17 protein-coding genes and 1 riboswitch are annotated in these 21,798 nt (G+C 62.5%); of the genes, 8 read left to right on the top strand and 9 right to left on the bottom strand.

The features are described from left to right. Nucleotides 1-101: 101 nt before the first annotated feature. Together FHR87_RS08265 and FHR87_RS08260 are read right to left on the bottom strand one after the other, a co-directional pair. Nucleotides 102-590 carry a Fic/DOC family protein gene (locus tag FHR87_RS08265; protein WP_420826732.1) on the bottom strand — a complete coding sequence of 163 codons (489 nt, stop codon included), beginning with the start codon at nucleotides 588-590 and terminating at the stop codon, nucleotides 102-104. After that, nucleotides 587-757: a YhfG family protein gene (locus tag FHR87_RS08260; RefSeq protein WP_183166237.1), complete on the bottom strand. Its 171-nt coding sequence runs from the start codon at nucleotides 755-757 to the stop codon at nucleotides 587-589. The genes FHR87_RS08265 and FHR87_RS08260 overlap by 4 nt, the downstream gene beginning before the upstream one ends. A gap of 195 nt (nucleotides 758-952) precedes the next feature. On the opposite strand from FHR87_RS08260, the gene FHR87_RS08255 reads away from it, so the two are divergent. From FHR87_RS08255 to FHR87_RS08245, 3 genes are read left to right on the top strand one after another with little or no spacing between them, the layout of a single operon-like run. Beyond that, entirely contained in the window at nucleotides 953-1,345 is a 393-nt protein-coding gene (locus tag FHR87_RS08255) for a metalloregulator ArsR/SmtB family transcription factor (RefSeq protein WP_183166236.1), read from the top strand. Continuing rightward, the gene (locus FHR87_RS08250) at nucleotides 1,339-2,622 is read left to right on the top strand and encodes an arsenic transporter (protein ID WP_183166235.1); all 1,284 of its coding nucleotides are present in this window, start codon (nucleotides 1,339-1,341) and stop codon (nucleotides 2,620-2,622) included. Before FHR87_RS08255 ends, FHR87_RS08250 begins: the two co-directional genes overlap by 7 nt. A gap of 14 nt (nucleotides 2,623-2,636) precedes the next feature. Next, complete coding sequence (locus tag FHR87_RS08245; RefSeq protein ID WP_183166234.1) at nucleotides 2,637-3,107, top strand: arsenate reductase ArsC; 471 nt, start codon at nucleotides 2,637-2,639, stop codon at nucleotides 3,105-3,107. Between the two features lie 34 nt (nucleotides 3,108-3,141). On the opposite strand, the gene recD is transcribed toward FHR87_RS08245, so the two are convergent. From recD to FHR87_RS08225, 4 genes are all read right to left on the bottom strand, one after another. Further along, entirely contained in the window at nucleotides 3,142-4,959 is a 1,818-nt protein-coding gene (gene recD / locus FHR87_RS08240) for an exodeoxyribonuclease V subunit alpha (RefSeq protein ID WP_183166233.1), read from the bottom strand. Beyond that, on the bottom strand, nucleotides 4,956-8,510 hold the full coding sequence (gene recB / locus FHR87_RS08235) for an exodeoxyribonuclease V subunit beta (RefSeq protein ID WP_183166232.1): 3,555 nt from the start codon (nucleotides 8,508-8,510) through the stop codon (nucleotides 4,956-4,958). The genes recD and recB overlap by 4 nt, the downstream gene beginning before the upstream one ends. Before the next feature lie 135 nt (nucleotides 8,511-8,645). Further along, entirely contained in the window at nucleotides 8,646-10,265 is a 1,620-nt protein-coding gene (locus FHR87_RS08230; RefSeq protein ID WP_183166231.1) for an L-lactate permease, read from the bottom strand. Nucleotides 10,266-10,353: 88 nt separating this feature from the next. Then, nucleotides 10,354-11,361: a 2-hydroxyacid dehydrogenase gene (locus FHR87_RS08225; RefSeq protein WP_183166230.1), complete on the bottom strand. Its 1,008-nt coding sequence runs from the start codon at nucleotides 11,359-11,361 to the stop codon at nucleotides 10,354-10,356. Nucleotides 11,362-11,672: 311 nt separating this feature from the next. Here FHR87_RS08225 and FHR87_RS08220 point away from each other — a divergent pair, with 311 nt between their 5' ends. Beyond that, entirely contained in the window at nucleotides 11,673-12,290 is a 618-nt protein-coding gene (locus tag FHR87_RS08220; protein ID WP_183166229.1) for a hypothetical protein, read from the top strand. A gap of 55 nt (nucleotides 12,291-12,345) precedes the next feature. Here the strand turns inward: FHR87_RS08220 and FHR87_RS08215 are convergent, their stop codons facing one another. After that, complete coding sequence (locus tag FHR87_RS08215; protein ID WP_338021237.1) at nucleotides 12,346-12,816, bottom strand: DUF2501 domain-containing protein; 471 nt, start codon at nucleotides 12,814-12,816, stop codon at nucleotides 12,346-12,348. Nucleotides 12,817-13,018: 202 nt separating this feature from the next. Then, nucleotides 13,019-13,157: riboswitch (cobalamin riboswitch) on the top strand. 88 nt (nucleotides 13,158-13,245) lie between these two features. On the opposite strand from FHR87_RS08215, the gene FHR87_RS08210 reads away from it, so the two are divergent. The 3 genes from FHR87_RS08210 to FHR87_RS08200 are packed head-to-tail and all read left to right on the top strand — an operon-like array spanning nucleotide 13,246 to nucleotide 18,303. Beyond that, a complete protein-coding gene (locus tag FHR87_RS08210; RefSeq protein ID WP_183166227.1) occupies nucleotides 13,246-17,550 on the top strand; it encodes a cobaltochelatase subunit CobN in 4,305 nt (1,434 codons plus the stop codon). Between the two features lie 2 nt (nucleotides 17,551-17,552). Further along, a complete protein-coding gene (locus FHR87_RS08205; protein WP_183166226.1) occupies nucleotides 17,553-18,029 on the top strand; it encodes a MotA/TolQ/ExbB proton channel family protein in 477 nt (158 codons plus the stop codon). After that, nucleotides 18,007-18,303, top strand: a complete 297-nt coding sequence (locus FHR87_RS08200; RefSeq protein WP_183166225.1) for a DUF2149 domain-containing protein — start codon at nucleotides 18,007-18,009, stop codon at nucleotides 18,301-18,303. Before FHR87_RS08205 ends, FHR87_RS08200 begins: the two co-directional genes overlap by 23 nt. A 60-nt stretch (nucleotides 18,304-18,363) precedes the next feature. On the opposite strand, the gene FHR87_RS08195 is transcribed toward FHR87_RS08200, so the two are convergent. Then, nucleotides 18,364-19,263, bottom strand: a complete 900-nt coding sequence (locus FHR87_RS08195; RefSeq protein ID WP_183166224.1) for an SMP-30/gluconolactonase/LRE family protein — start codon at nucleotides 19,261-19,263, stop codon at nucleotides 18,364-18,366. 183 nt (nucleotides 19,264-19,446) lie between these two features. Continuing rightward, complete coding sequence (locus FHR87_RS08190; protein ID WP_183166223.1) at nucleotides 19,447-20,361, bottom strand: TauD/TfdA dioxygenase family protein; 915 nt, start codon at nucleotides 20,359-20,361, stop codon at nucleotides 19,447-19,449. Nucleotides 20,362-20,724: 363 nt separating this feature from the next. On the opposite strand from FHR87_RS08190, the gene FHR87_RS08185 reads away from it, so the two are divergent. Then, entirely contained in the window at nucleotides 20,725-21,792 is a 1,068-nt protein-coding gene (locus tag FHR87_RS08185; RefSeq protein WP_183166222.1) for a sigma-54 interaction domain-containing protein, read from the top strand. Nucleotides 21,793-21,798: the final 6 nt, after the last annotated feature.

The following is a 21,798-nucleotide window of genomic DNA, read 5'->3' as shown; positions in this document are numbered from 1 at the left end:
GCCACAGGCATTGGATGGAAATCCGAATAAAGCCTAAAGAATAGGCTGGGAATCGATGTCTTCCTGAATCGGGCGACCGATACAGCGGTCGAAGATCTGGCTCAGGTGGCCATCGTCGCTGTAAAAAGAGGAGATATTCGCCTCGATCCACGCTTGCCGGTCGACCATCCACCAGTTGATCTCATATCCGGCGTTGACGATGATCCATTCGAAGAGGACGCGTTAACCAGCGAATCGCGTGGATAGCCTTCGAACCAACCTGCAGAATTCATCTTGCCAAACGCTTTTGCCGCTTCCGGTTCGATGCGATCCGGCACGCAGAACTGATTTCCCCCCTTGCTGATCTTCAACCGCCGAATTTCACCGGCCCAGCTGTAAATCTCCGAAAACAGGGTGCGATGAATGTACTTCAGGTTACCCAGACCGTAAGGCGGCTCCACAAACTCAAGCCGCTCTGCGGCAATCCCGGAGAGATAACGCTCGGCCTCGTTGAGATCCTCTTCGTCATGCAAATCGAGCAGGTTTTCGAGGACATCAGTCCCCGGATAGCAGTCCGGGTCCTGGCTAACGCAGTATTTGTCGGGGCTCAAGCTTTGGTTTGCCGAACGGCATTGAGCGCGGCTTCGCGGGTAGGCAACGGGTGATCGCTATCGTTTAGAGAGGCTTTGAAGCCTTCAAGACGAAGACTGGCCGCGTAGTTGGATTTGCGCTGCTTGGCGAAATAAGCCTTTTTGGCTTGAAGACTTAGCTTTTCCACGTTTGGCCCCTAGGACGGATGAGCTTGAGAAGTATAGTCGATCTGGTCATTTGATTGACTCTGTGGTGACCGAAAGCCAGTCAAGCGGTACGGCTGGTTATACAGCCACACATGAATAAGTGATGGTCTTGCATGCCTCAATATATATGCAATATCGTATATACGGATAAACAAATATATCCTTCAGAATAAACGATGACCGATTCCCCGACTCCCGTGCAAATCTTCAAATGCCTGGCCGATGAAACACGTATCCGGCTGGCGCTGCTCATCGCCCGTGAAAAAGAGCTGTGCGTCTGTGAGCTGACTGCAGCACTGGACGAAAGCCAGCCCAAGATTTCCCGCCATCTGGCCCAACTGCGCAGTTGCGGGTTGCTGGCCGACCGGCGCCAGGGCCAGTGGGTGTATTACCGGCTGCATCCCGATCTGCCCGACTGGGCCTGCGCCCTGCTGGAGAATCTTCTCGCCGCCAGCCCGCCATACTTCACTGCCGATTCACAGCGGCTCGACGCCTTGGGTGACCGGCCTGCACGCAGTGCGCTATGCAATCGATCCACCCCTTCGGACAACGACCTGCCACCATGCTGATAGCCTCTGCGATTTTCCTGTTCACCCTCATTCTGGTCATCTGGCAACCCAGGGGACTTGGCGTCGGGTGGAGCGCCTCGCTGGGTGCCATCCTCGCCTTGCTCAGCGGTGTCGTGACTCCGGCGGATATTCCCGTGGTCTGGCACATCGTCTGGAATGCCACAGCGACGTTCATCGCTATCATTATCATCAGCCTGCTGCTGGACGAGGCTGGTTTCTTCGAATGGGCCGCGCTGCATGTGGCGCGCTGGGGCAACGGCAGCGGTCCCCGCTTGTTTGCCTTCATCGTCCTGCTGGGCGCAGCGGTGTCGGCACTGTTCGCCAACGACGGGGCAGCCTTGATCCTGACGCCCATCGTCATTGCCATGCTCCTGGCGCTGCGCTTTTCCAGCGCAGCCACCCTGGCCTTCGTCATGGCCGCAGGGTTTATCGCCGATACGTCCAGCCTGCCGCTGGTGGTCTCGAACCTGGTCAATATCGTTTCGGCGGACTATTTCGGGCTGGGTTTCAGCGAATACGCCGCCGTGATGGTTCCGGTCGATGTCGTCAGTATCGCCGCCACCCTGCTGATGCTCATGTGGTTCTTCCGCCGGGAAATTCCAGGTACCTACGCGGTAGCGCAACTCAAACGCCCGCAACAGGCCATCCGCGACCGGGCGACTTTCCTGGCCGGCTGGTGGGTGCTGGCGCTATTGCTGGTCGGCTGCTTCGTCATCGAGCCGCTGGGTGTGCCGATCAGCCTGATCGCTGCCCCCTGCGCCGCGCTCCTGTTCGTCATCGCTGCCCGTGGCCATGTCATTTCAACTGCCAAGGTTTTCAAGGAAGCGCCCTGGCAGGTCGTGATCTTCTCACTCGGGATGTATCTGGTGGTGTACGGGCTGAGCAATGCCGGGCTCACCGCCTATCTCACTCGCTTGCTCGATGCATTCGCCGCGCAGGGGCTCTGGAGCGCCGTGCTGGGCACGGGGCTAGTGGCAGCGCTGCTGTCATCGATCATGAACAACATGCCCACCGTCCTGGTCGGCGCGCTATCCATCGACGCCAGCGCCGCCGACGGCATCATCCGCCAGGCCATGGTGTACGCCAACGTCATCGGCTGCGACCTGGGGCCGAAAATTACGCCCATCGGCAGCCTGGCCACGCTGCTGTGGCTGCATGTGCTGGCGCGCAAGGGCATCCGGATCACCTGGGGCTACTACTTGCGCACCGGCCTGGTACTGACCCTGCCTATTCTGCTGGCTACCCTGGCAGCCCTGGCCATTCGTCTCGGCAGCTGACTTGGAGAATCGTCATGAAAGTCCTGTTCATGTGCACCCACAACAGCTGCCGCAGCATCCTGTCCGAGGCCTTGTTCAACCACTTCGCACCTGCGGGCATGCAGGCCATCAGCTCGGGCAGCCACCCTAGCGGGCAGGTCAATCCGCGGGCCCTCGAGATACTCGAAGCGGCCGGCATTCCCACCACGGGTCTTTACAGCAAAGCCTCGGACGAATTCGAGCATTCGCCACCCGACATCGTCATCACCGTTTGCGACCGCGCTGCGGGAGAAGTCTGTCCCCTGTTCTTTGGCCCGTCACTCAAGGCTCACTGGGGCCTGGCCGATCCCTCTGCGACGAACGGCTCCGAGCAAGAAATCCGGGCTGCCTTCATGAGCACCCTGGACAAGATAAGGACGCGCATCCAGGCCTTTATCAAACTGCCCTTCGACTCTCTCGACCACGCACAGCTCAAGGCAGAAATAGCCCGGATCGGCAGGCTTTGATTTGAGGAAGCTGCAGCCGACTTGCTTGCAAGCCTCAGAACAGGCGCAGCTGGTTGCCTGTAACTACCTGCACCTCCTCCGCAGCAACCAGCGCCAGTCGCTCGGCCAGGCCGGCGGCATAGTCGGCGCAGGTTTCCACCGCTTCGTTCAGGCGTTCAGGCAGCGCCCAGATCTCGACCCGCTGCCGAGCGCGGGTGATGCCGGTGTAGAACAGCGCGCGGGTCAGCAGCGGGCCGGGTTGTTCCGGCAGCACCAGCAGTACCTCGTCGAATTCCGAGCCCTGGCTCTTGTGCACGGTCATGGCGAAGGCGCTGTCGTGGCTCGGCAGGCGCGCTGGGGAGAAGGAGCGATGCCCCTGCTCGCATTCGAAGAATACCCGCAGCCCCTGCGGCGTGTTCAGGCACAGGCCGATATCGCCATTGAACAGATCGAGGGCATAGTCGTTCTGCCGGACCATCACGGCCCGCCCTGGATACCAGCGTTCCCGCGCCGGCATCCCCAATCGGCGCTTGAACCGCGCCTCCAGTGCTTCGTTCAGATTGTTGACACCGAAGGCGCCTTCACGCTGGGCGCTCAGAATGCGAAAGCTATTGAAGCGGGTGAAAGCCTGCGCTGGTTCGCCGGCCTTGGCCATTTGCAGATAGGCAGCGTAGCCGTTTTCCAGGCGTTCCAGCAGCGCGGCAGGGGTGGGCGCCGGGTTCCAGGCCAGATCGGGACGCGCGTCCAGCAGCACGCGCCGGGTACCCTGGGCATCGCCGGCATTGATGCGCCGGGCCAGTTCGCCGATGCCACTGTCGCCGGCGAACCGATGGCTGTGAGTCAGGAGCACCACCGCCTCGCCGATCTGTGAACGCGGTGCTCCGCTTGGCACCGGCTGGCCAATCAGACGCTGCAGCTCAGCGGCGGTCTCTCCAGCGAAACCACCCCCGGCGCACAGTTCGGCGAAGACGGCGCCAGCCTCCACCGCCGCCAACTGATCCTTGTCCCCGAGCAGGATCAGCCGGGCGCCGGGCGGTAGTGCGGCAGTCAGCCGGGCCATCAGGGCCAGATCGACCATCGAAGCTTCGTCCACGACCAGCACATCCAGCGGCAATGGATTACCGGCGTGATGGCGCACCTTCGGGCTATCGCCACGGCTGCCGAGCAGGCGATGCAGGGTGCGGGCATCGTCGGGTAGCGCCTGCTTGATCGGCTCGCTTACCGGCAGAGCGGCCTTGGCGGCGCGGATCGCCTCGGCCATGCGGGCTGCTGCCTTGCCGGTGGGCGCAGCCAGACCGATGGCCAGGCGCTCGCCGCCAGGTTGCTCCAGCAATGCAGCGAGCAGGCGCACCACCGTGGTGGTCTTGCCGGTGCCTGGCCCGCCGGAAATCACCGCCAGGCACCGGCGTACCGCCTGGGCGGCGGCGAGGCGTTGCCAATCCGGGCTTTGCTGGTTGAAGGCGAACAAGCGTCCGAGACTTTCGGCCAGCTGCGTTTCATCGACCTGCGGGCGCTCGGCATCAAGTACCAGCAGCCGCTCGGCCAGTTCGCGCTCGTAGGCATGGTAGCGCGCCAGATACAGGCGTTCGCCGACCAGTACCAGCGGCGCATAGCCTTCCATCCCGCAGACCAGGGTGGATGTTTGCAGCTGGCGCTGCCAATCCGCCAGCGGCGGCAGGCTGGCATTGCTGTCCGGCCAGGGTCGCTGCCCAGCCACGCGGCCCAGTGGCAGGCAGACATCACCGCGCGCCAGTGCCTCGCAGCAGAGTGCGGCGGCGAGCAGTACTGGCGGCGCCGCTTGAGGATCGAGACGCCGCAAGCTGGCGATGAACGCCCGCTCCAGCGGACCCAGCGGTAGATCGGACAGGTTCATCGTCCTTCCTCGAACAGGCGGTCCAGCGCATCCAGCAGGCTGTCCGGCGGGCGGGCAAAGAATACTCCGGCCTCGGGCATGCCACGCAGGAACAGGTAGAACACCCCACCCAGTTGCTCGTCACAAAAATCCGCCAGCCGCTGGCGCAAGAAACGGCGCAACGCCACCAGATAGATCAGGTATTGCAGGTAGTAATGTTCGCCAGCGAGCGCCTGGAGCAGCCGCTCGCCGCCGTAATGACTGGCGTCCGGGCCGAGCCAGTTGGATTTGTAGTCGGCGATGTACCAGCGCCCTTCATGCTCGAAGGTCAGGTCGATGAAGCCTTTGAGAAACCCTCGAAGGCTGTCGAACTCCAGCCGTGCCGCGGCCTGGCGCAGTGGCTCCGGCAGGCCGTGGGCTGGCTCGACCAGCAGGGCGCGCAATCGCGAAACCTCCAGCAACCCCACGGGAAAGGTGAAACCCAGTTCGGGCAGGCGCCTGGCCGGATCGAGCGCTGCCAGGCGCAGGCCCCGGCCATCCAGATCGCATGCCAGCACCCGTTCGAGCTGCTCACGCACCAGCGGCGCGCTGTTCTCCGGCAAGCCGTGGGCCTTGAGCGCCGGTTCGATCAATTCGTCCAACGTACCCTTGCCACGCGCCCAGCTTTCCATGATCGCATGCAGGCAAGTGCCGGCGCGGGCGCCGCGCGGGAAGGCGAAGAAGCCCGTGCCCGGCTCGCCGGGGTCGGGCAAAGCCAGCGCGTCGCGATCGGGGGCTTCCATGTGCTGCCCGGCGGCAAGCCCAGAGAAACTGCCGATGCGCCAGGCGCTGTAGAGCGTGCGCGGCAGCACCGACAACTGCTGCGCCGGCGCGGCGCGGCCCGGTCCGGCAGCGCTGGCGTCACGGGTTTCCAGCTCCAGACACGCCATGCTGCCGCCGCAGAGCGCGACCAGTTCCTCGATTTCCGCCCGCAATCCGGTTTCATCCAACCCAGCCAGATGACCCGCCAGCTCGCTCAGGGCGTTATCTCCCGCCAAATCGCGACCGTGCAGCAGCCAGGCCAGGGCGCTAGTGTGCAGGCCTTCGTCGGCCAGGCTGCCATCTTTTTTCGGCTTGCACAGATTGACCGGCCCCCAGTGCAGCCAGAGCCGGTTGCGCGGGCGAGTCAGGGCGACATAGACCAGCCGCAGCTGCTCGGCGAAGACTTCGGCGCGAGCCCGCTGCAGGTTGTGCTCCAGTACATCGCTGCCCAGGTCCACCAGCGGCTGGCCCTGATCATCGTGGCAACGAGCGCTGTCGCGCTGCTTGCCAAGCAATCTGCCGTCCCAGAGAAACGGGCAGAACACCAACGGATACTCCAGCCCCTTGCTGGTATGGATGGTGACGATCTGTACTCGCTCGGCATCGCTTTCCAGGCGCAACAGGGCCTCGTCGCCACTGTTCCCGCTGCCACGCTGCTCGGCGAACCAGGCAAGCAACGGTTCCATGCCGGGCCGGCGCAGACTTTGCGTCTGCAACAATTCGCCCAGGTGCAGCAGGTTGGTCAGCCGCCGCTCGCCGTCGATCCGTGCCAGCAGGCGCGCAGCCACGCTCTGCTCGTCCAGCCAACTGCGGAACAGGCGCAAAAAGCCCTGCTGCTGCCAGAGCTGGTGATAGCGCTCGACGGCTTCGCGTTCGCGATCCCATTCCTGCTGGATGTTCTGGCTGCGCGCCAGATCTGCCGCATTGCGCCCCAGCAGGCGCGTCGCCAGGGCATGGCGCAGCAGTCCCTCGCGACCGGGTTCGGCATAGGCGGCCAGCACCGCCGCCAGTTCTTCGGCCTCTTCGGTCTGCCAGACACTATCGCGCCCACGCCGCACGCTGGGCACATCGCGGGCCGCCAGCGCTTCGGCAACCAAGGCCGCTTGCCGATGGTTGGCGACCAGTACGGCGATATCGCCACCTTTGAGCGGCGAGAGAACACCATCCTCTTCGAAGCCCGCCTCGCCATCCGCACTCGCCGCCAACAGCAGGGCAATGCGCCGCGCCGTATCGCCAGCGGCCCGTTGTTCAGCCTGACCTTTGGCAAGTGCTTGGTCGCCCAACCAGATCAGCGACAGCGGCGCCTCGCCAGCAGTCTCGGGCAAGACCAGGCGGGCTCGCTTGCTGGCGGCCGCGTTGACTGGCGGATACTCCAGACCGGCTTCGGCAAAGGGCCGTGGCCGGTCGAACAGACGATTCAGCGCATCGATCAATTGGGCAGTCGAGCGGTAGTTGGTCGGTAGGCTGTAGCGGCGGGCGGCCTGCTCACGAGCGGCCAGGTAAGTCAGCAGATCGGCGCCACGAAAGGCGTAGATGGCCTGCTTGGGGTCACCGACAAAACAGAGGTCGCCGCCTGCTGCTTCGGCTGTGGCGGTATAGATCCGGTTGAAAATCGCGTATTGGATCGGGTCGGTATCCTGGAATTCGTCGATCAATGCCAGCGGATACTTCTCGCGCAGCGTATCCGCCAATTGCGCGCCCCCCGGACTCTCCAGCGCCAGTTGCAGGCGATTGAGCAGGTCGTCGAAAGCCAACAGCCGCTGCGCCGCCTTGCGCACCGGCAGCTCGCGGTCGAGCCGACGCAGCAAGTCCACCTGCAAGCGGATCAGCCGCTGCTGGCCCACCGGCTCGGCCAGCTCTAGCGCGGCAGCCAGGGCATCGAGTGCTTCGGCCAGTTCGCAGATCAGTGGTTCATGGCCCTTCTTGCAGGCCTTGGCCAGTGCCGCGGCACCGAACTTGAGCAGGCATTCAGGCATTTCGAAGACCATGGCCACATCGACGAAATAGCCGTCCAGCTCTGCCTGCCATTCAGCGAATCTGGCAGTCTTGTGCGTGACCTGATTCAGGCCACCGTGGGCAGCCAGCGTCTCGACCCAGCGGTTGCCTTCCTGGCGCCACAAGCGAGCGGCCACACCCCAGGCAGTATCGACTGAGGATAAGTCGGCCAGCGGCGGCGACTCGCCGGGTTCGACGCGCAGATAAGGCTTGCCCAAGTGGCTGCGCAGCCGCTCGCGCAACCAGGCCGGAGTAATTTTGGATTTGGCCAGAAAGCGCGCCCAGGCCGGATCGGCGGCGGCCAACTCGCTGCGCCAGGCATCTGCCAGTAGGGCATCGAGTACCTCGCGGTCATCGTTGGTCAGTTCGCTGTCGAAATCCCCACCGGCCTCGAAAGCGACATCCTGCAGGGCGCGCTGGCAGAAACCGTGGATAGTGAAAATCGCCGCTTCGTCGAAACCGTGCACTGCCAGCAACAGGCGGCGATAGGACGCCGGATCGCAGTAGCGGGCCTGCAAGCCATTGAGAAAAGCATCCGCGCTCGGCTGCCCTTCGTAGACCGCCAGCAACTCGGCCAGCCGGGCGCGGATACGCTCGCGCAGTTCGGCAGTAGCAGCCTTGGTGTAGGTGACCACCAGGATCTGCCCCACGGACAATTGCCGTTCCAGTAACAGGCGTGCGTAGAGTGCAGTGAGCGTCCAGGTCTTGCCGGTCCCGGCACTGGCTTCGATCAGCGAACGGCCGCTGAAAGCGTCGTGCAGAAGGTCGAGCGTCATGTCACAGCCCTGTGTCGAAAGAATTCCCGGCGGGCCACGATGCCAAGGGCCACGCAGCGCGCAAAAGCGCCCTGTATACAACAGCAGGCGGAGCCGGTCGAGTGGATGCCCGACCGGCTGCCCTTCTCAGGCGCGCTACAGCAGCAGCGACAGCCCGAACGTCCAGACGCAGACATAGGCCAGCAGCGCCAGGCTGTAGCCCAGGGTCAGACGCATGATCGCCGACTCGCCGCCGACCTGCCCCACCGCTGCGGCAGCGATGGCGATGGACTGCGGCGAAATCAGTTTGCCCATCACCCCGCCGCAGGTGTTGGCTGCCACCAGCAGCGCCTGGCTGGTGCCAATCTGCGTTGCAGTCACCGCCTGCAAGTGGGCGAACAAGGTGTTGCTGTTGACCACCGAGCCGGTAATGAACACGCCGAGCCAGCCGATGATCGGGGAAATCAGCGGGAACACCTGCCCGACTTCCGCCAGCGCCAGGCCGATGGTGGACGAAGTGCCGGAAAAGTTGGCGATATAGGCGACCGCCATGATCAGGCAGATCATGGTGAGCGGTCGCCACAGTTCCGTCAGGGTCAACCGGAATTGCTCACCCGCTGCCTGCCACGACAGGCGAGGCGTCAGCAACACGGTCAGCAATACGGCAATCAGGATGGCGGTGCCCGGCGCACTGATCAGCGCCACGCTCCAGATGGCCGGCAGTTCGTGGGCGCTCGCGACGATGGGCGGCAACTCCTGGACCTGCAAGTGCAGGAAAGGGATGGACCAGCGCAGCACTGTCCCGGCCAGCAATCCATCGGCAGCGAACAATGCCTTGAACGCCGGCAGGCTCCAGAGCAGGATCACCCCGGTCAGGATGTAGAACGGCGACCAGGCGGCGATGACTTCCCGCAGCGACCAGCGCTGGTCGGACATCGGCGGCGCCCCCTCCTCGCGATAGATGTGCGCAGGTCGCCAGAACTGCATGAACGCCGCCAGCGTCCCCATGCACACCAGCGGCGCGAGGATATCCACCAGCTCGGGGCCCAGCAGATAGAGCGTCAGGGTCTGGATCAGGCTGAACAGCACACCGATCACCAGCAGCACCGGCCAGGTCTCGCGCACACCGCGCCACCCATCCAGCACGGCGACCAGCAAGGCCGGTACGAACAGGGTCGACAGTTGCACGATGGCGATCATCATCAGCGACATATCGGCCAGCGCTACACCACCTTGCTGCGCCCCGACGATCACCGGAATGCCAATGGCCCCGTAGGCCCCCGAAGCCGCGTTGGCCAGCAGGCAAAGCATCGCCGCCTTCAGCGGCTTGAAGCCCAGCTCCACCAGCAGGGCGGCACAGATGGCAATGGGCACGCCGAAACCGGCCGCACCTTCGAGAAAGGCACCGAAGCAGAAGGCGATGAGAATGACCTGGATACGCTGATCCTCGGAAACGGTCGCGATACTGCCGCGAATCACCTCGAACTTGCCGCTCTTGACCGCCAGCTTGTACAGCCACACGGCCATCAGCACGATGTAGCCGATAGGCCACAGACCGCTGAGGATGCCGAATATCGTTGCCCCGACGATACTGTGCAGCGGCATGCCGAACACCAGTAAGGCGGTCAGCACCGCCACGACCAGCGCCAGCATGGAAGCGGTAAGGCCCTTCAACTTGAGTAGCGTCAGGGCCAGCAGGAAGAACAGGATGGGAATCGCCGCTAACAGAGCGGATAGATAAGGGTTACCGAGAGGATCGTAAATCTGTTGCCACATGAATGAGGATTCCTTCCTATTCTATTGGGTAAACATGGCCAGTTGCTGCAAGCCGCAAATCGAGAAAATCGGTCCAGTGTCCCGCGGCTCAGGCCTTGATCGGCAGAATGTTTCCGCAGGCACGATCGTTGGCGAAACAATCCAGGTTGTGGAGGGTCACTTCGGCGATCTCGCGCAGGGCCTCAATGGTGAAAAAGCCCTGGTGGCCCGTGATGATCACGTTGGGGAAGGTCGTCAGGCGCAGGAACACTTCATCGTCGATCAGATCCGAGGAGCGGTCCTGGAAGAACAGTTGGCTTTCCTGCTCATATACATCGATGGCCAATGCGCGCAAACGCCGTGATTTCAAGGCACCGATTACCGCCTTGGTATCGATCAGCATGCCTCGCGAGGTATTGACCAGCATGGCGCCCAACTTCATGCGGGCCAGGCTGTCGGCATTGATCAGATGCCGGGTCGCCTCAGTCAGCGGGCAATGCAGGCTGACTACATCAGCCTCGGCCAGCAGCGTATCGAGTGGGACGTATTCGCCGACGGTGGAAAAATCGGCCGTCTGATAAGGATCATAGCCCAGCACCCGACAGCCGAAACCCTTGAAGATACGCGCCGTGGCCAGGCCGATCTTGCCGGTGCCGACGATTCCCACGGTCTTGCCGTGCAGGTTGAAGCCGAGCAGGCCGTCAAGCATGAAATTACCCTCGCGAACCCGGTTATAGGCCCGGTGGATATTCCGGTTGAGGGTCATGACCAGCGCGATGGCATGTTCGGCCACCGCCTCCGGCGAATAGGCCGGCACCCGTGCGACGAATAGTCCGAGCCGCTCGGCAACGGGCAGATCGATGTTGTTGAATCCGGCGCAACGCAGCAGAATCGCACGCACGCCGTAGTCTGCAAGCTGTTCCAGCAAGGCGGCATCGAGCTGATCGTTGACGAAGGCGCAAATGGCCGTGCAGCCCTGGGCCAGGCTCACGGTCTTATCGGTGAGCGCAGCCTTCTGGTAGATCAGCTCGAAACCGCTGGAAGCGTACTCGCGCTGCAAGACCTCGTCGAAAAAACGCTGGTCATAAGGTTGTGCACTGAATACTGCGACTTTCATGGATGAACTCCTGCGTTGGAACCGGGAAACCGTTCTGGGCAGACCGGTATTGATTCTCTTGAATCGAACTCATTCTAGAGCATCGCCAAAACGGCTGAACCAAGGCTTGCTATAAATCAGTCAAGCAGTATCCGGGCGCGTTGTCGCTCATGAATTGCATTGCTATGCCCAGAAGAGATTGCCGCCGCAAACGCAATCATCTGGAAGATCGTCGGCTGGTGTTGAGCAAGCCAGGCGGATCGGCGTAGCGTTGTCCTCGCACAGGCCGCAACGGTGCCTGTGCGCCCCTATAAAAAGTCGGGAAAGCGGAAATGATGAAGTACCTGGATCAATACATCGAAGCCCTGAAATTCCTCACCAGATTCAACGACGATTACAGGAAGCAGGACCCGGATTTCCAGGTGCTACGCAAGGAGCTGCTGGAATTACAGGTGGAAAAACGCCGGGAAACCTATGCCAGGGTGGCCCGTCTGATCCAGACCCTGGCGGCGGAATACGTCCAGTCCATCCCGCCGGAACATGCCATCGATCGTCCCCATACTGTGCTTCTGGGGTTCTGGGAAGCCTTCCAGCAAAACGGCTTCGGCAAGACCTTCGCCCTCAACACCACCATTGGCAACTTCAGCTACAAGGGCGATCCGCTCTACCGGCAGAGCAAGGCCGGGCTGAAGAAACTGATCAACCAGGGTATCCAGCCTGACCAGCCACTGGATGTGCATATGTGGCTGACCCTCGAAGACATGACGGTAATCGATCCGACCCTGCTCGGCACGCTGGAACGGCGCGGCCTGCTGAAAGCCACCGACTATTCGGCCAACGGCGTACTGATCTGGCGCGAAGATACGCCGAGCGATTTCGTCTACGAACCCATTCTGGTGGACAACGACTTCGCCTTCCGCGTAGACAACATCACCGCCGTCAGCCATTGAGCGAAAACCGCGAACCGGAGCCGGCCATCCGGCCCTGGTTCGTACCGGCAGATGCTCAGAGCAACGATTTGCTGTAGTCCAGGACCTTGTCGCACAGCTTGTCGGTGAGTTGCTGCTTGATCCCGGCGCTGCTCAGATCGATATTGGTGTCGCTGTCCCCCCCCAGGACTCCGCTGAGCCCTTCCTTGTAGCCAGGGTCCGCCTCAAGCTTCTGCTTTCCGCCGGCCAGCTCGGTGAGCTGGCTACCGACAGAGACCGCATCGCTGCCCAAAAACTTGTTCTTGACGCAGTACTGGAGCACACCGGCCAGGTTTCCGGTGCCGACGGAATCCAGGGCAGGTACCGAGTTCCCCGCCAACCCGGTCAAGGCGGAACCAGCGTCGGTGGCCAAGGTTTTTTCAGCGTCACTCTTGCCAAGAGTACCGCCCACCGAGTCGAGAATCCCGGCGGCGTGCACGCCGCTGCCAGCCAGCAGCGTACAAGTCAGAACAGCGATACGGCATGCAGGATACTTACGTTTAGTCACGGCACTATTCCCATGAGGATGAAAAATGGAGTCTGGCATTCTATACAACGAATGTTGGTGAAAATCCTGCGACATTCGTCTTGCCTATCCGCCAGCGGCGACATTCGTCGAGCTAGTGAGCGTTTCGCAGCGCTACGCCACTGATCCTGCTTGAACTTTCCCTATCCCAGCTCGTAAGGTGGCGCCCTGCCGGCCTTGCAGTCGGTAAAATGGAGAATGCGGTGCCCGGATCGATCCGGGTTGAATGGGAAATTCGGTTCGAAGCCGATGCTGCCCCCGCAACGGTAGAGTTGCATGAGTATGCAATCGAGCCCGATACCAGCCCATTCTTCCCAAGGATTGTCGCGGTGGGCGACCTTCCCGGCATGCTGCACAGGCCTGGCCTGACGACATGCCGTGCCCACGCATCTGGAAAACTTCGGAGTGGGCATGCCATCTCTCATCCAGCGCCTGGGTCTGGCGCTGCTGGTCCTCGCCTCTGCACTGCCTGGCAATACAACATTTGCCGCCAGCCAGCCTGCCGGGCCACAACTCAACGCCATTGTCTCGCAATACAGCGCTGCGGAATTCGCGGCGGCGGTCGCCCTGTTCAAGACACAGCACCCGGATTACCACATCAGTGCCCGTACTCCCGAACAACTGGCGGAACTGGACGAAGCGGGCGTGCGCGCCTGGCTGGCTACGGGCACGACGCTGTTCGGCGTCGGACTGTTCGGCGTCGAGGCCGAACGGCTGCAACCACTGCTGGCCGAGTGGGACCACGGTGAGCGCTTCATCCTGCACAGCGACCAGGCCCTGGTGACCCTGAGCCGGATCGGCGGGCAGAGGGTGTTCGCCACCCCCACCGAAGCCGAGCAACTTGGCGCGCAGAAGCCCGCCGCAGACCTGGCCGGCTGGGTGCATGAACTGAGCACAGCGCATCCGCGCCAGGCCGACTGGATCACGGCGCGCAGTTACTGGCTGGCCGGTGGCAGCGAGAATATCGCCCGGCTGCTCGGCTGGCTGGCAGCGCGGCAGGACTCGACAATTCAGACACAGGCGCCACAAGCTCGGCCGGTACTGCGTTTCTATCAACGGGGACAGGTGCGCGAGCCGCATGAGCTGAACTGGCACGGCAGAGGCCTGGTCGCCTTGATCGACCATGGCCGCGCCGACCGCAGCGGTGATCGCGATCTCAACGATGCCATCTGCAATATGCTGGAACAGCGCGATCTGGCCTGCATCAGCCTGTTCGCCGACTGGGGCGCGGGTACTGTGCAAGCGTTGCAGTGGCTGAAAGACGCCGAGCATCCGAAACTGCTGGCAATTGTAGCGCTGCAGGATTTCGTCATGGGCGGCGGCGAAGGCCGTGAGCAAGCAACGCAGTTGCTGGGCAAATTGAACGTGCCGGTACTCAAGGGGCTGCGCCTGGATGACCGTAACGAGGCGGCCTGGCTGCTCTCCAACGACGGCCTGGCCCGCGACAAGGTGCATTACCAGCTGGCCATGCCGGAACTGCAAGGCACGGGTCAACCGTTGGTGCTGGCCGACTGGCAGGCCGCCCAGATCGACCCAGTATCGGGCATCCGCTTCGGCTTCAGCCAGCCGCTGGCAACCCAGGTCGAGGCGCTGGTATCACGCATCCAGCGCTGGCAGCGCTTGCGTAACGAAGCCAACGAAGACAAACGCCTGGCAATTATCTACTACAACCATCCGCCGGGACGACACAACATCGGCGCGGACAACCTCGACGTGGCGCGTTCGCTGTTCGAGATCCTTAAACGCCTCGAAGCCGAGGGCTACGACACCGATGTATTGCCGCAAACCCCGCAACAACTGCTGGAAATGCTCGAGGAGCGCGGGGTCAACCTGCCGGAGCAGGGCGACGCGCTGGCCAGGATGGCCAGCCAGGTGCAAGGTCTATACGGTGAGGATTACCAACGCTGGTTCACCACCCTGCCCACCGCCCTGCAAGCGGAAATGCAGCAGGGACCCTTGGGCTACTGGAACGCCCAGCTACGCCGGGCGCTGGAGGCCGCGCACCTCGAAATGGCCCGAGATATCCTGGCCAATGGCTCCAGTGAGCTGCATCACGTACTGGACGGCGTCAACCACCCGGCGCGGGCACGTGCCCTGAATCTGCTGGAACAACTGGAAGCCATTTATCGACAGGCCCTGGAGCAACCTGGCCAAGTCGACTGGCAGCAGGCCGAGACGCTGATCCGGGCGCTCGCCGCGACCGGTATCGAGGGCCTACGCGGCTGGGGCGAAGCACCGGGCAAGGTGATGGTCGACAATGGCCGGCTGATCTTCCCCGGCCTGCGCTTTGGCAAGATCTTCGTCGGCCCGCAACCGCCGCGCGGCTGGGAAGTCGATGAAGAGCTGCTGCACGCCAATCTGGTCTTCCCCCCACCGCACCAATACCTGGCCTTCTATCACTGGCTGCGCGACGACTTCCAGGTCGATGCGCTGATCCATCTGGGCCGCCATTCCACCTACGAATTCCTGCCGCGCCGGCGTGTGGGCCTGAATGCCGAAGACTACTCGCAGCAGATCATCGGTGACCTGCCGAGCATCTATCCATACATCGTCGACGGCGTCGGCGAAGGCATCCAGGCCAAGCGCCGCGGTCTGGCAGTGATGATCGATCACCTCACGCCGCCACTGGTGGCCACGCCGCTGTATGACGACCTGCTCAAACTGCGCCAGTTGATCGAAAGCTTCGAAACCGGCAGTGGTCAAGTGAACGGGCCGGCACGCCAGGCGACCATCGCCGAGATCAAGCGCATTCTGGGCAGTTCCGGGCTGGAACCGGAGCTGCGCCAATCCATGGCCGAACCGCTGGCGGCGCGTGGTATCGGTTTCAAGGACGTGGACGACGAACTGCTGGTACACGAGGTCGGCCATTACCTGACCGCCATCCAGGAGCGTTTCATGCCCATGGGCCTGCATGTCTTCGGCAAACCCTGGGCGCCCGAGGCAGTGGATACCTTGCTCAAATCCATGGGCAGCGAACAGGCGCGCCAGGCCTTGATCGACTCGCCAGCGGCCGAGATGCAGGCACTGATCAATGCGCTGAACGGCCATTTCGTTATGCCGGGCAAGGGCAATGACCCGATCCGCACCCCCGAAGCCTTGCCTACCGGACGCAACTTCCATGCGCTGGACAGCAGCCTGCTGCCGAGTCGCATCGGCTGGGGTGTCGGCCATGATTTAGCGGAAAAGGCCCGCCAGCGGCCGCTGGCCGAGGATGGTCGCGAAGCAGTGATCCTCTGGGCCTCGGACACGGTACGTGACGAAGGCGCGATGATCGCTTTCGGCCTCGACCTGCTCGGCCTCGAACCCACCTGGAACAGCCGCGGCATCGTCCAAGGCATTCGGCGCCTGCCGCTGGAAAATGGCCGCGAGCGGCGCGATCTGCTGTTCACGACGTCCGGCCTGTTCCGCGACCTCTACGCCGATCAGTTGGCGCTGCTCGAACGTGGCGTGCTGCTGGCCCTGGACGGCGCCAGTGAGACTATCCGCCGCGATTATCCGGCTCTGCGCGCCGCCCTCGACGCCGCGCTGGAACCGCTCGGTCCAGAGGCCCTGGGCGGCAGCGAAAACCTCGCCATCAACCGGGTCGCCGCCAACTGGGTGAAGGATGCCGCGCGCCGGCTGGATACCGGGCTCTCCGCGCAACAGGCTGGTACGCTGGCATCGCTGCGGCTGTTCGGGGTGGCCCCAGGTGCCTACGGCGCAGGCATCAACAATCTGGTCGAGCGCTCCGGCAGTTGGCAGAATCGCAGTGAGCTGGCGGGCTACTACGTCAACCGCATGGGTCATGCCTATGGCCTGGGCCATCAGGGCGAGCCGGTTCAGGCGGTATTCGCGGACAATCTCAAGCACGTCAAGCGCACCTATCTCGGACGCTCCAGCAACCTCTACGGACTGATGGACAACAATGATGCCTTCGACTATCTCGGCGGCCTGAGCATGGCCGTGGAACAGTTGGCCGGGCAGACACCGGAAAATTACGTCAGCTGGCACAACGACCCGCAACAGGTGCGCCTGGAACCCTTGCAACAGGCACTGCTCGCCGAGTTGCGCGGACGTTTCCTCAACCCGGTCTGGATCAAGGCGCTGATGCAGCATGACTACGCCGGCGCGCGGACCATGGGCAGCGAATTCCTCGAATACCTCTGGGGCTGGCAGGTCACCAACCCGGAGATCATCAAGGATAGCGCCTGGGCAGAGGTCAAGGCGGTCTACCTCGATGATCGCTACCAATTGAAGCTCGACCAGTTCCTCGAACAGGGCGCCAACGTCCATGTGAAGAGCAACATGCTGGCAATCATGCTGGTGGCGATCCACAAAGGCTTCTGGCAGGCTGATGCGGCCACCGTGCAGGAACTCGGCAAGCAGTTCGCCCGCCTGGTCGCCGCCCACGGTCTGCCCGGCAGCGGCCATACCCGGCCGGATCACCCCATGTTCCAGTGGCTGTTGCCGCAGTTGCCGCAAGCGTTGCGCAGCGCGCTCGATGCACGCTTGCAGGCAGCACTGCGGCCAAGCGCAGAAACTGCTGCGGCACCGAGCAGCATCAGCGAGATCCAGGCCGAGCAGAGCGCGAACGAACAGGCCCAACAGGCCGCTGGCGACACCGGTCAAGACCAGCAGTTGGACCCGAAAATCTGGCTGGCCCTGCTGCTGTTGCTGGCGCTGGTCGGCATGGGCTTCTGGCGCGGCCGCGGACAACAAGTATCAGGAGATAAATAGGAATGTTCGAGAGTCAACTGTTCAGCTGGCTGCACCTGCTGGTCGGCTGGTTGCTGGAACCGGTGACCTGGGCCCTGTTCGGCCTGGTAGCGCTGGCGCTTTGCGACACCGGCATCGCCCTCGGTGAACGCTTCGGCGGGCTGAAAAGCTGGCGCAACCTGCCATTGGACGACATCGAGCGGCGTGCCCGCAAGCGTCTGGGGCGTGCCGAGGTGGTCGCCCGGATCGGCCCGATGCTCGGCCTGATGGGAACGCTGATCCCACTCGGTCCAGGCCTGTCGGCGCTCGGCGCAGGCGATGTGCAAATTCTCAGCGTGGCCATGCGCGTGGCCTTCGATACCACCGTACTCGGCCTTTTCACCGGTGCCATCGGCTTCGTCCTGAGCCGTCTGCGGCGGCGCTGGTACGACGACCTGCTCGATCAACTGGAGGCCGACATGGCCAGGGAGCATCGCGATGAACCAGCGCTGGCGCTCTAGACGCTTTGAGGCCGACGACGACCCACTCGGCTCGCTGGCCAACCTGGCCGATGTGATCCTGGTGTTCGCCTGTGGCCTGATCGCCGCCCTGGTGGCCAAGACCGATTTGCTGGAACAGCTGAAGATCCAGCGCCAGCCGGTAGCGGTCGAACGTGGCCGTGAATTGCCAACCCTGCCTGACTCGCTCGAAGGCAGCGCAGGCCAGGGGCTGGAAAGCGTCGGCCAAGTCTATCGCGACCCGCAGACGGGGAAACTGCTGCTGATCGGCAAGTAGGACCGCTGCAAGGCGCAAAACCGTAGGGCAATGAATGAAACAACCTTGCACTACCCGCCCTCACCCCTGAAACGCCGGCTCCTCCAGACCTTTCACGCCCGGATACACCGCGAACAGCCCGCCAGCCAGGGGCTGATCGTGCAAATCCTTTTCTAGTGCGCGCGCCGAGGTGACGAACAGCGTATCCAGGTTTGCGCCACCGAAGGCGCACATGGTTACGTTCTTCACCGGCAACTCCAGTGTGCGGTCGAGGCGGCCATCCGGCGTGAAACGATAAACGACGCCAGCACCATGGCCGCAGCTCCAGTAGCACCCGTCCTCATCCACCGCTGCGCCATCCGGGCAGCCCGAATGATGACTCAGATCCACCAGCAGGCGCCGGTTATGCGGGATGCCAGCGTCGATGTCGTAGTCGAAAGTCCAGATCGAGCGCACGATCGGATGTGAATCGGAGAGGTACATGGTTCTCCCGTCCGGGCTGAAGGCCAGGCCGTTGGGAACGATAAAGCCTTGCAGGTAGGGCACCAGCCGTGCGCCATGGATATCGACCGAATAACGGTAAAGCGCGCCGACCCGATGCGCATTCGCCGTATCCAGATGCATGGTGCTGGCCCAGAAGCGCCCCTGGCGGTCGCAACGGCCCTCATTGAAACGCATGTGCCCGGCGGTATGCTCGACAGCGGCCAGGCGAGTCGTCGCAAGTTTGCCGTGCGCAACGGGGCGCAGCTCGAACACCCCACTCTGCAAGCCGGCGATCCAGCCATTTCCCCGCGCAGCGCAACGGGCGATGCCACCGAGCATCTCTTCGGCCTGCCAGCTGTCCAGCGCGCTGTCCACAGCGGACCAGCGATGCAGCCGCCGTTCCGGAATATCGACCCAGTAGAGCGCCTGCTCGACTACGCTCCAGATCGGGCTTGCCCCTGCTTCGTTGCGGGCATCGAAAATCAGTTCGGCATGCATGGGCGAAATCTCCTGTCGTTTCGCGTACCGGCACCAAGATCCCGGCCCTGCCGGGCCGTGTTTCGGATATGACCGGTAGCAGGAACAAACAGTGCCCGGCGAATGTACCTGCGGCAGCCAGACTCAGGAAATAAAAAAGGGGCGAATATCGCCCCAGAAGCCCCTGCGAAGGACCAAGGAAAATCAGCTGGCTTTTTTCAGCCCCAGCTTGGCTTGCTCGCTGTGCGGTATGCGGCTCTCCGGCGAAGGTTTGAGCGCCCGGCTGGATTCACCGTTGACCGATACCGGAATCTCACCGGCCACAGTGGTACGGCGCACGATACGGCGGGCATCGCCATAATCATCGACTGCAACATGCTGGGTGGCACGATTGTCCCAGATGGCCACATCACCCTGCCGCCAGCGCCAGCGCACGGTATTCTCCAGGCTGACGACATGCTGCTGGAAAATCCTCAGCAGTTGCTGTGAATCATGGCTACTGAGGCCGACGAGCCGCTGGACGAAATGCCCGAGCACTAAAGCCTTCTCGCCGGTCTCGGGATGTACGCGCACCAAAGGATGCTCGGTCTCATAGACGGTGGAAGTGAACTCGTTCCGGAAGCGATTGGTGGCTACCGCCTCGATCTGCTTCGGCGCGGCATAGTCATAATCGTTGGTATGCAGCGCCCAGAGGCTGTCGGCGAGGTTACGCAGCGGTTCCGGCAGATCCTGGTAGGCGGTGGCAGCATTGGCGAACACCGTATCACCGCCGAACGCAGGGATCACTTCGCCCCGCAGCACACTGATCTTCGGATAATCGACCACGAAAGTGATATCGCTATGCCACGAGTTGGCGCGTGAACGCTCGGAATCGACATCGAAGATACCCTGCGTGTGCTCCACTGTCGGAATGGTAGGATGGACCACCAGTTCACCGAAACGCTGGGTGAAGGCTTCCTGCTCGGCGTCGCTTAGATGCTGGTCGCGGAAGAACAACGCCTTGTACTTGAGTACGGCCTGCTGCAGTTCGGCAAACTGCGCATCACTCAGATCGGTCAGGCGCACGCCTTCAACGACGGCGCCAATACGGGCGGTTACAGGCTGAATATTCAGGCTCATATCGGTTCTCCTCCAGAATTTGCCGGGTCGTGATTGGAATATTGGCCATGGGAGGGGAAGACCCTGGCGAGCCGCGATGACCATCGGCAAGTTCGCGGTACAAGGGACAAAGCAGAAAGCGTGCCGTCATTCGCAGCATACACTCAACGCCAGGATTCATGCGGCCTGCAGAGCTTTTTGCAAGTCAGGGAAACCTGCACCCACTGTTGGATTCAACGCAGCGATCGGCGCGATCTGCCGGGTTCGCCGCAGTAGGCGGAGTCGATTTTTTGTAAAAAAAGAATAATCAAAGCTTATTTGATTATTTTTAAACATAAGAAGAGCTCGCTAGATTGCCTTGAAAGCATTCAACACGAGGCCCTCATGAACGTCCCCATCCTGACCCTGGCCGACCATGAAAACAGTCGTGAAGAAATCCGCGCCAAAGCCTTGCTATTTGCCGATGAGCGCTCGCAGCAACTCCTGGCGCAGACCGAGCGAGTAGCCGACAGCTCGGTCGCCGTACTGATCCAGGGTGAAACCGGTACCGGCAAGGAACTGCTGGCGCGCCATATTCACAAATGCAGCGGACGCAAAGGGCCATTCATTGCCGTGAATGGCGCAGCCATCACCGAAAGCCTGGCCGAAAGCGAATTCTTCGGCCACGAAGCCGGCGCCTTCACCGGTGCCATCGGCCGGCGCGAAGGTTGGTTCGAAGCAGCCCACGGCGGCACCCTGTTCCTCGACGAAATCGGCGACCTGCCGCTGATACTGCAGGTCAAACTGCTACGCGTGCTGCAAGAACGCGAAGTCGTACGGGTCGGCGGACGCAAGCCGATCCCCATCGACGTCCGCCTGATCAGTGCCACCCATGTAGACCTGCAAGCAGCCATCGCCAGCGGACGCTTTCGCGAAGACCTCTTCTACCGCCTCAATATCGTCACCCTGCGCATTCCCCCCTTGCGCGAACGCCCTGGTGACATCCTGCCGCTGGCCCGCCACTTCCTCGGCCAGTTCGCCCGCGAACATACCCGTAAAGAACCCTGGCTCTCGATGGAGGCCATGCAGTGCCTACTGGCACACGACTGGCCGGGCAATATCCGCGAGTTGGAAAACACGCTGCTGAGCGCTGCCCTACAGAGCGAAGGGCCACTGATCGAAACCTGGCACCTGCAACTGCAGCGCCGGACGGCCAGCCCTTCATCCATCGAACGAACCGGCATCACACCCAGCGATACCCTCTGGCAAGACATCCAGCGCCAACTGGCCGAACTGCTGGAACGCGGCGACGACAGCCTTCTCGCACGCTGGGAATCACTGCTTCTGGAAACCACGCTCAGGCGTCACCGCTACAACCAGGTACACAGCGCCGACCGCCTCGGCATCAGCCGGCACACCCTGCGCACCCTGATGAAACGCCACGACCTGCTACCCTCCCCACCGCGGCCATAGCATGGA

The organism is Azomonas macrocytogenes (assembly GCF_014191985.1).
Taxonomy (GTDB): Bacteria; Pseudomonadota; Gammaproteobacteria; order Pseudomonadales; family Pseudomonadaceae; genus Azomonas; species Azomonas macrocytogenes.
Note: the sequence above shows the minus strand (reverse complement) of the source record. Positions and strands in the feature narration are given on the sequence as shown.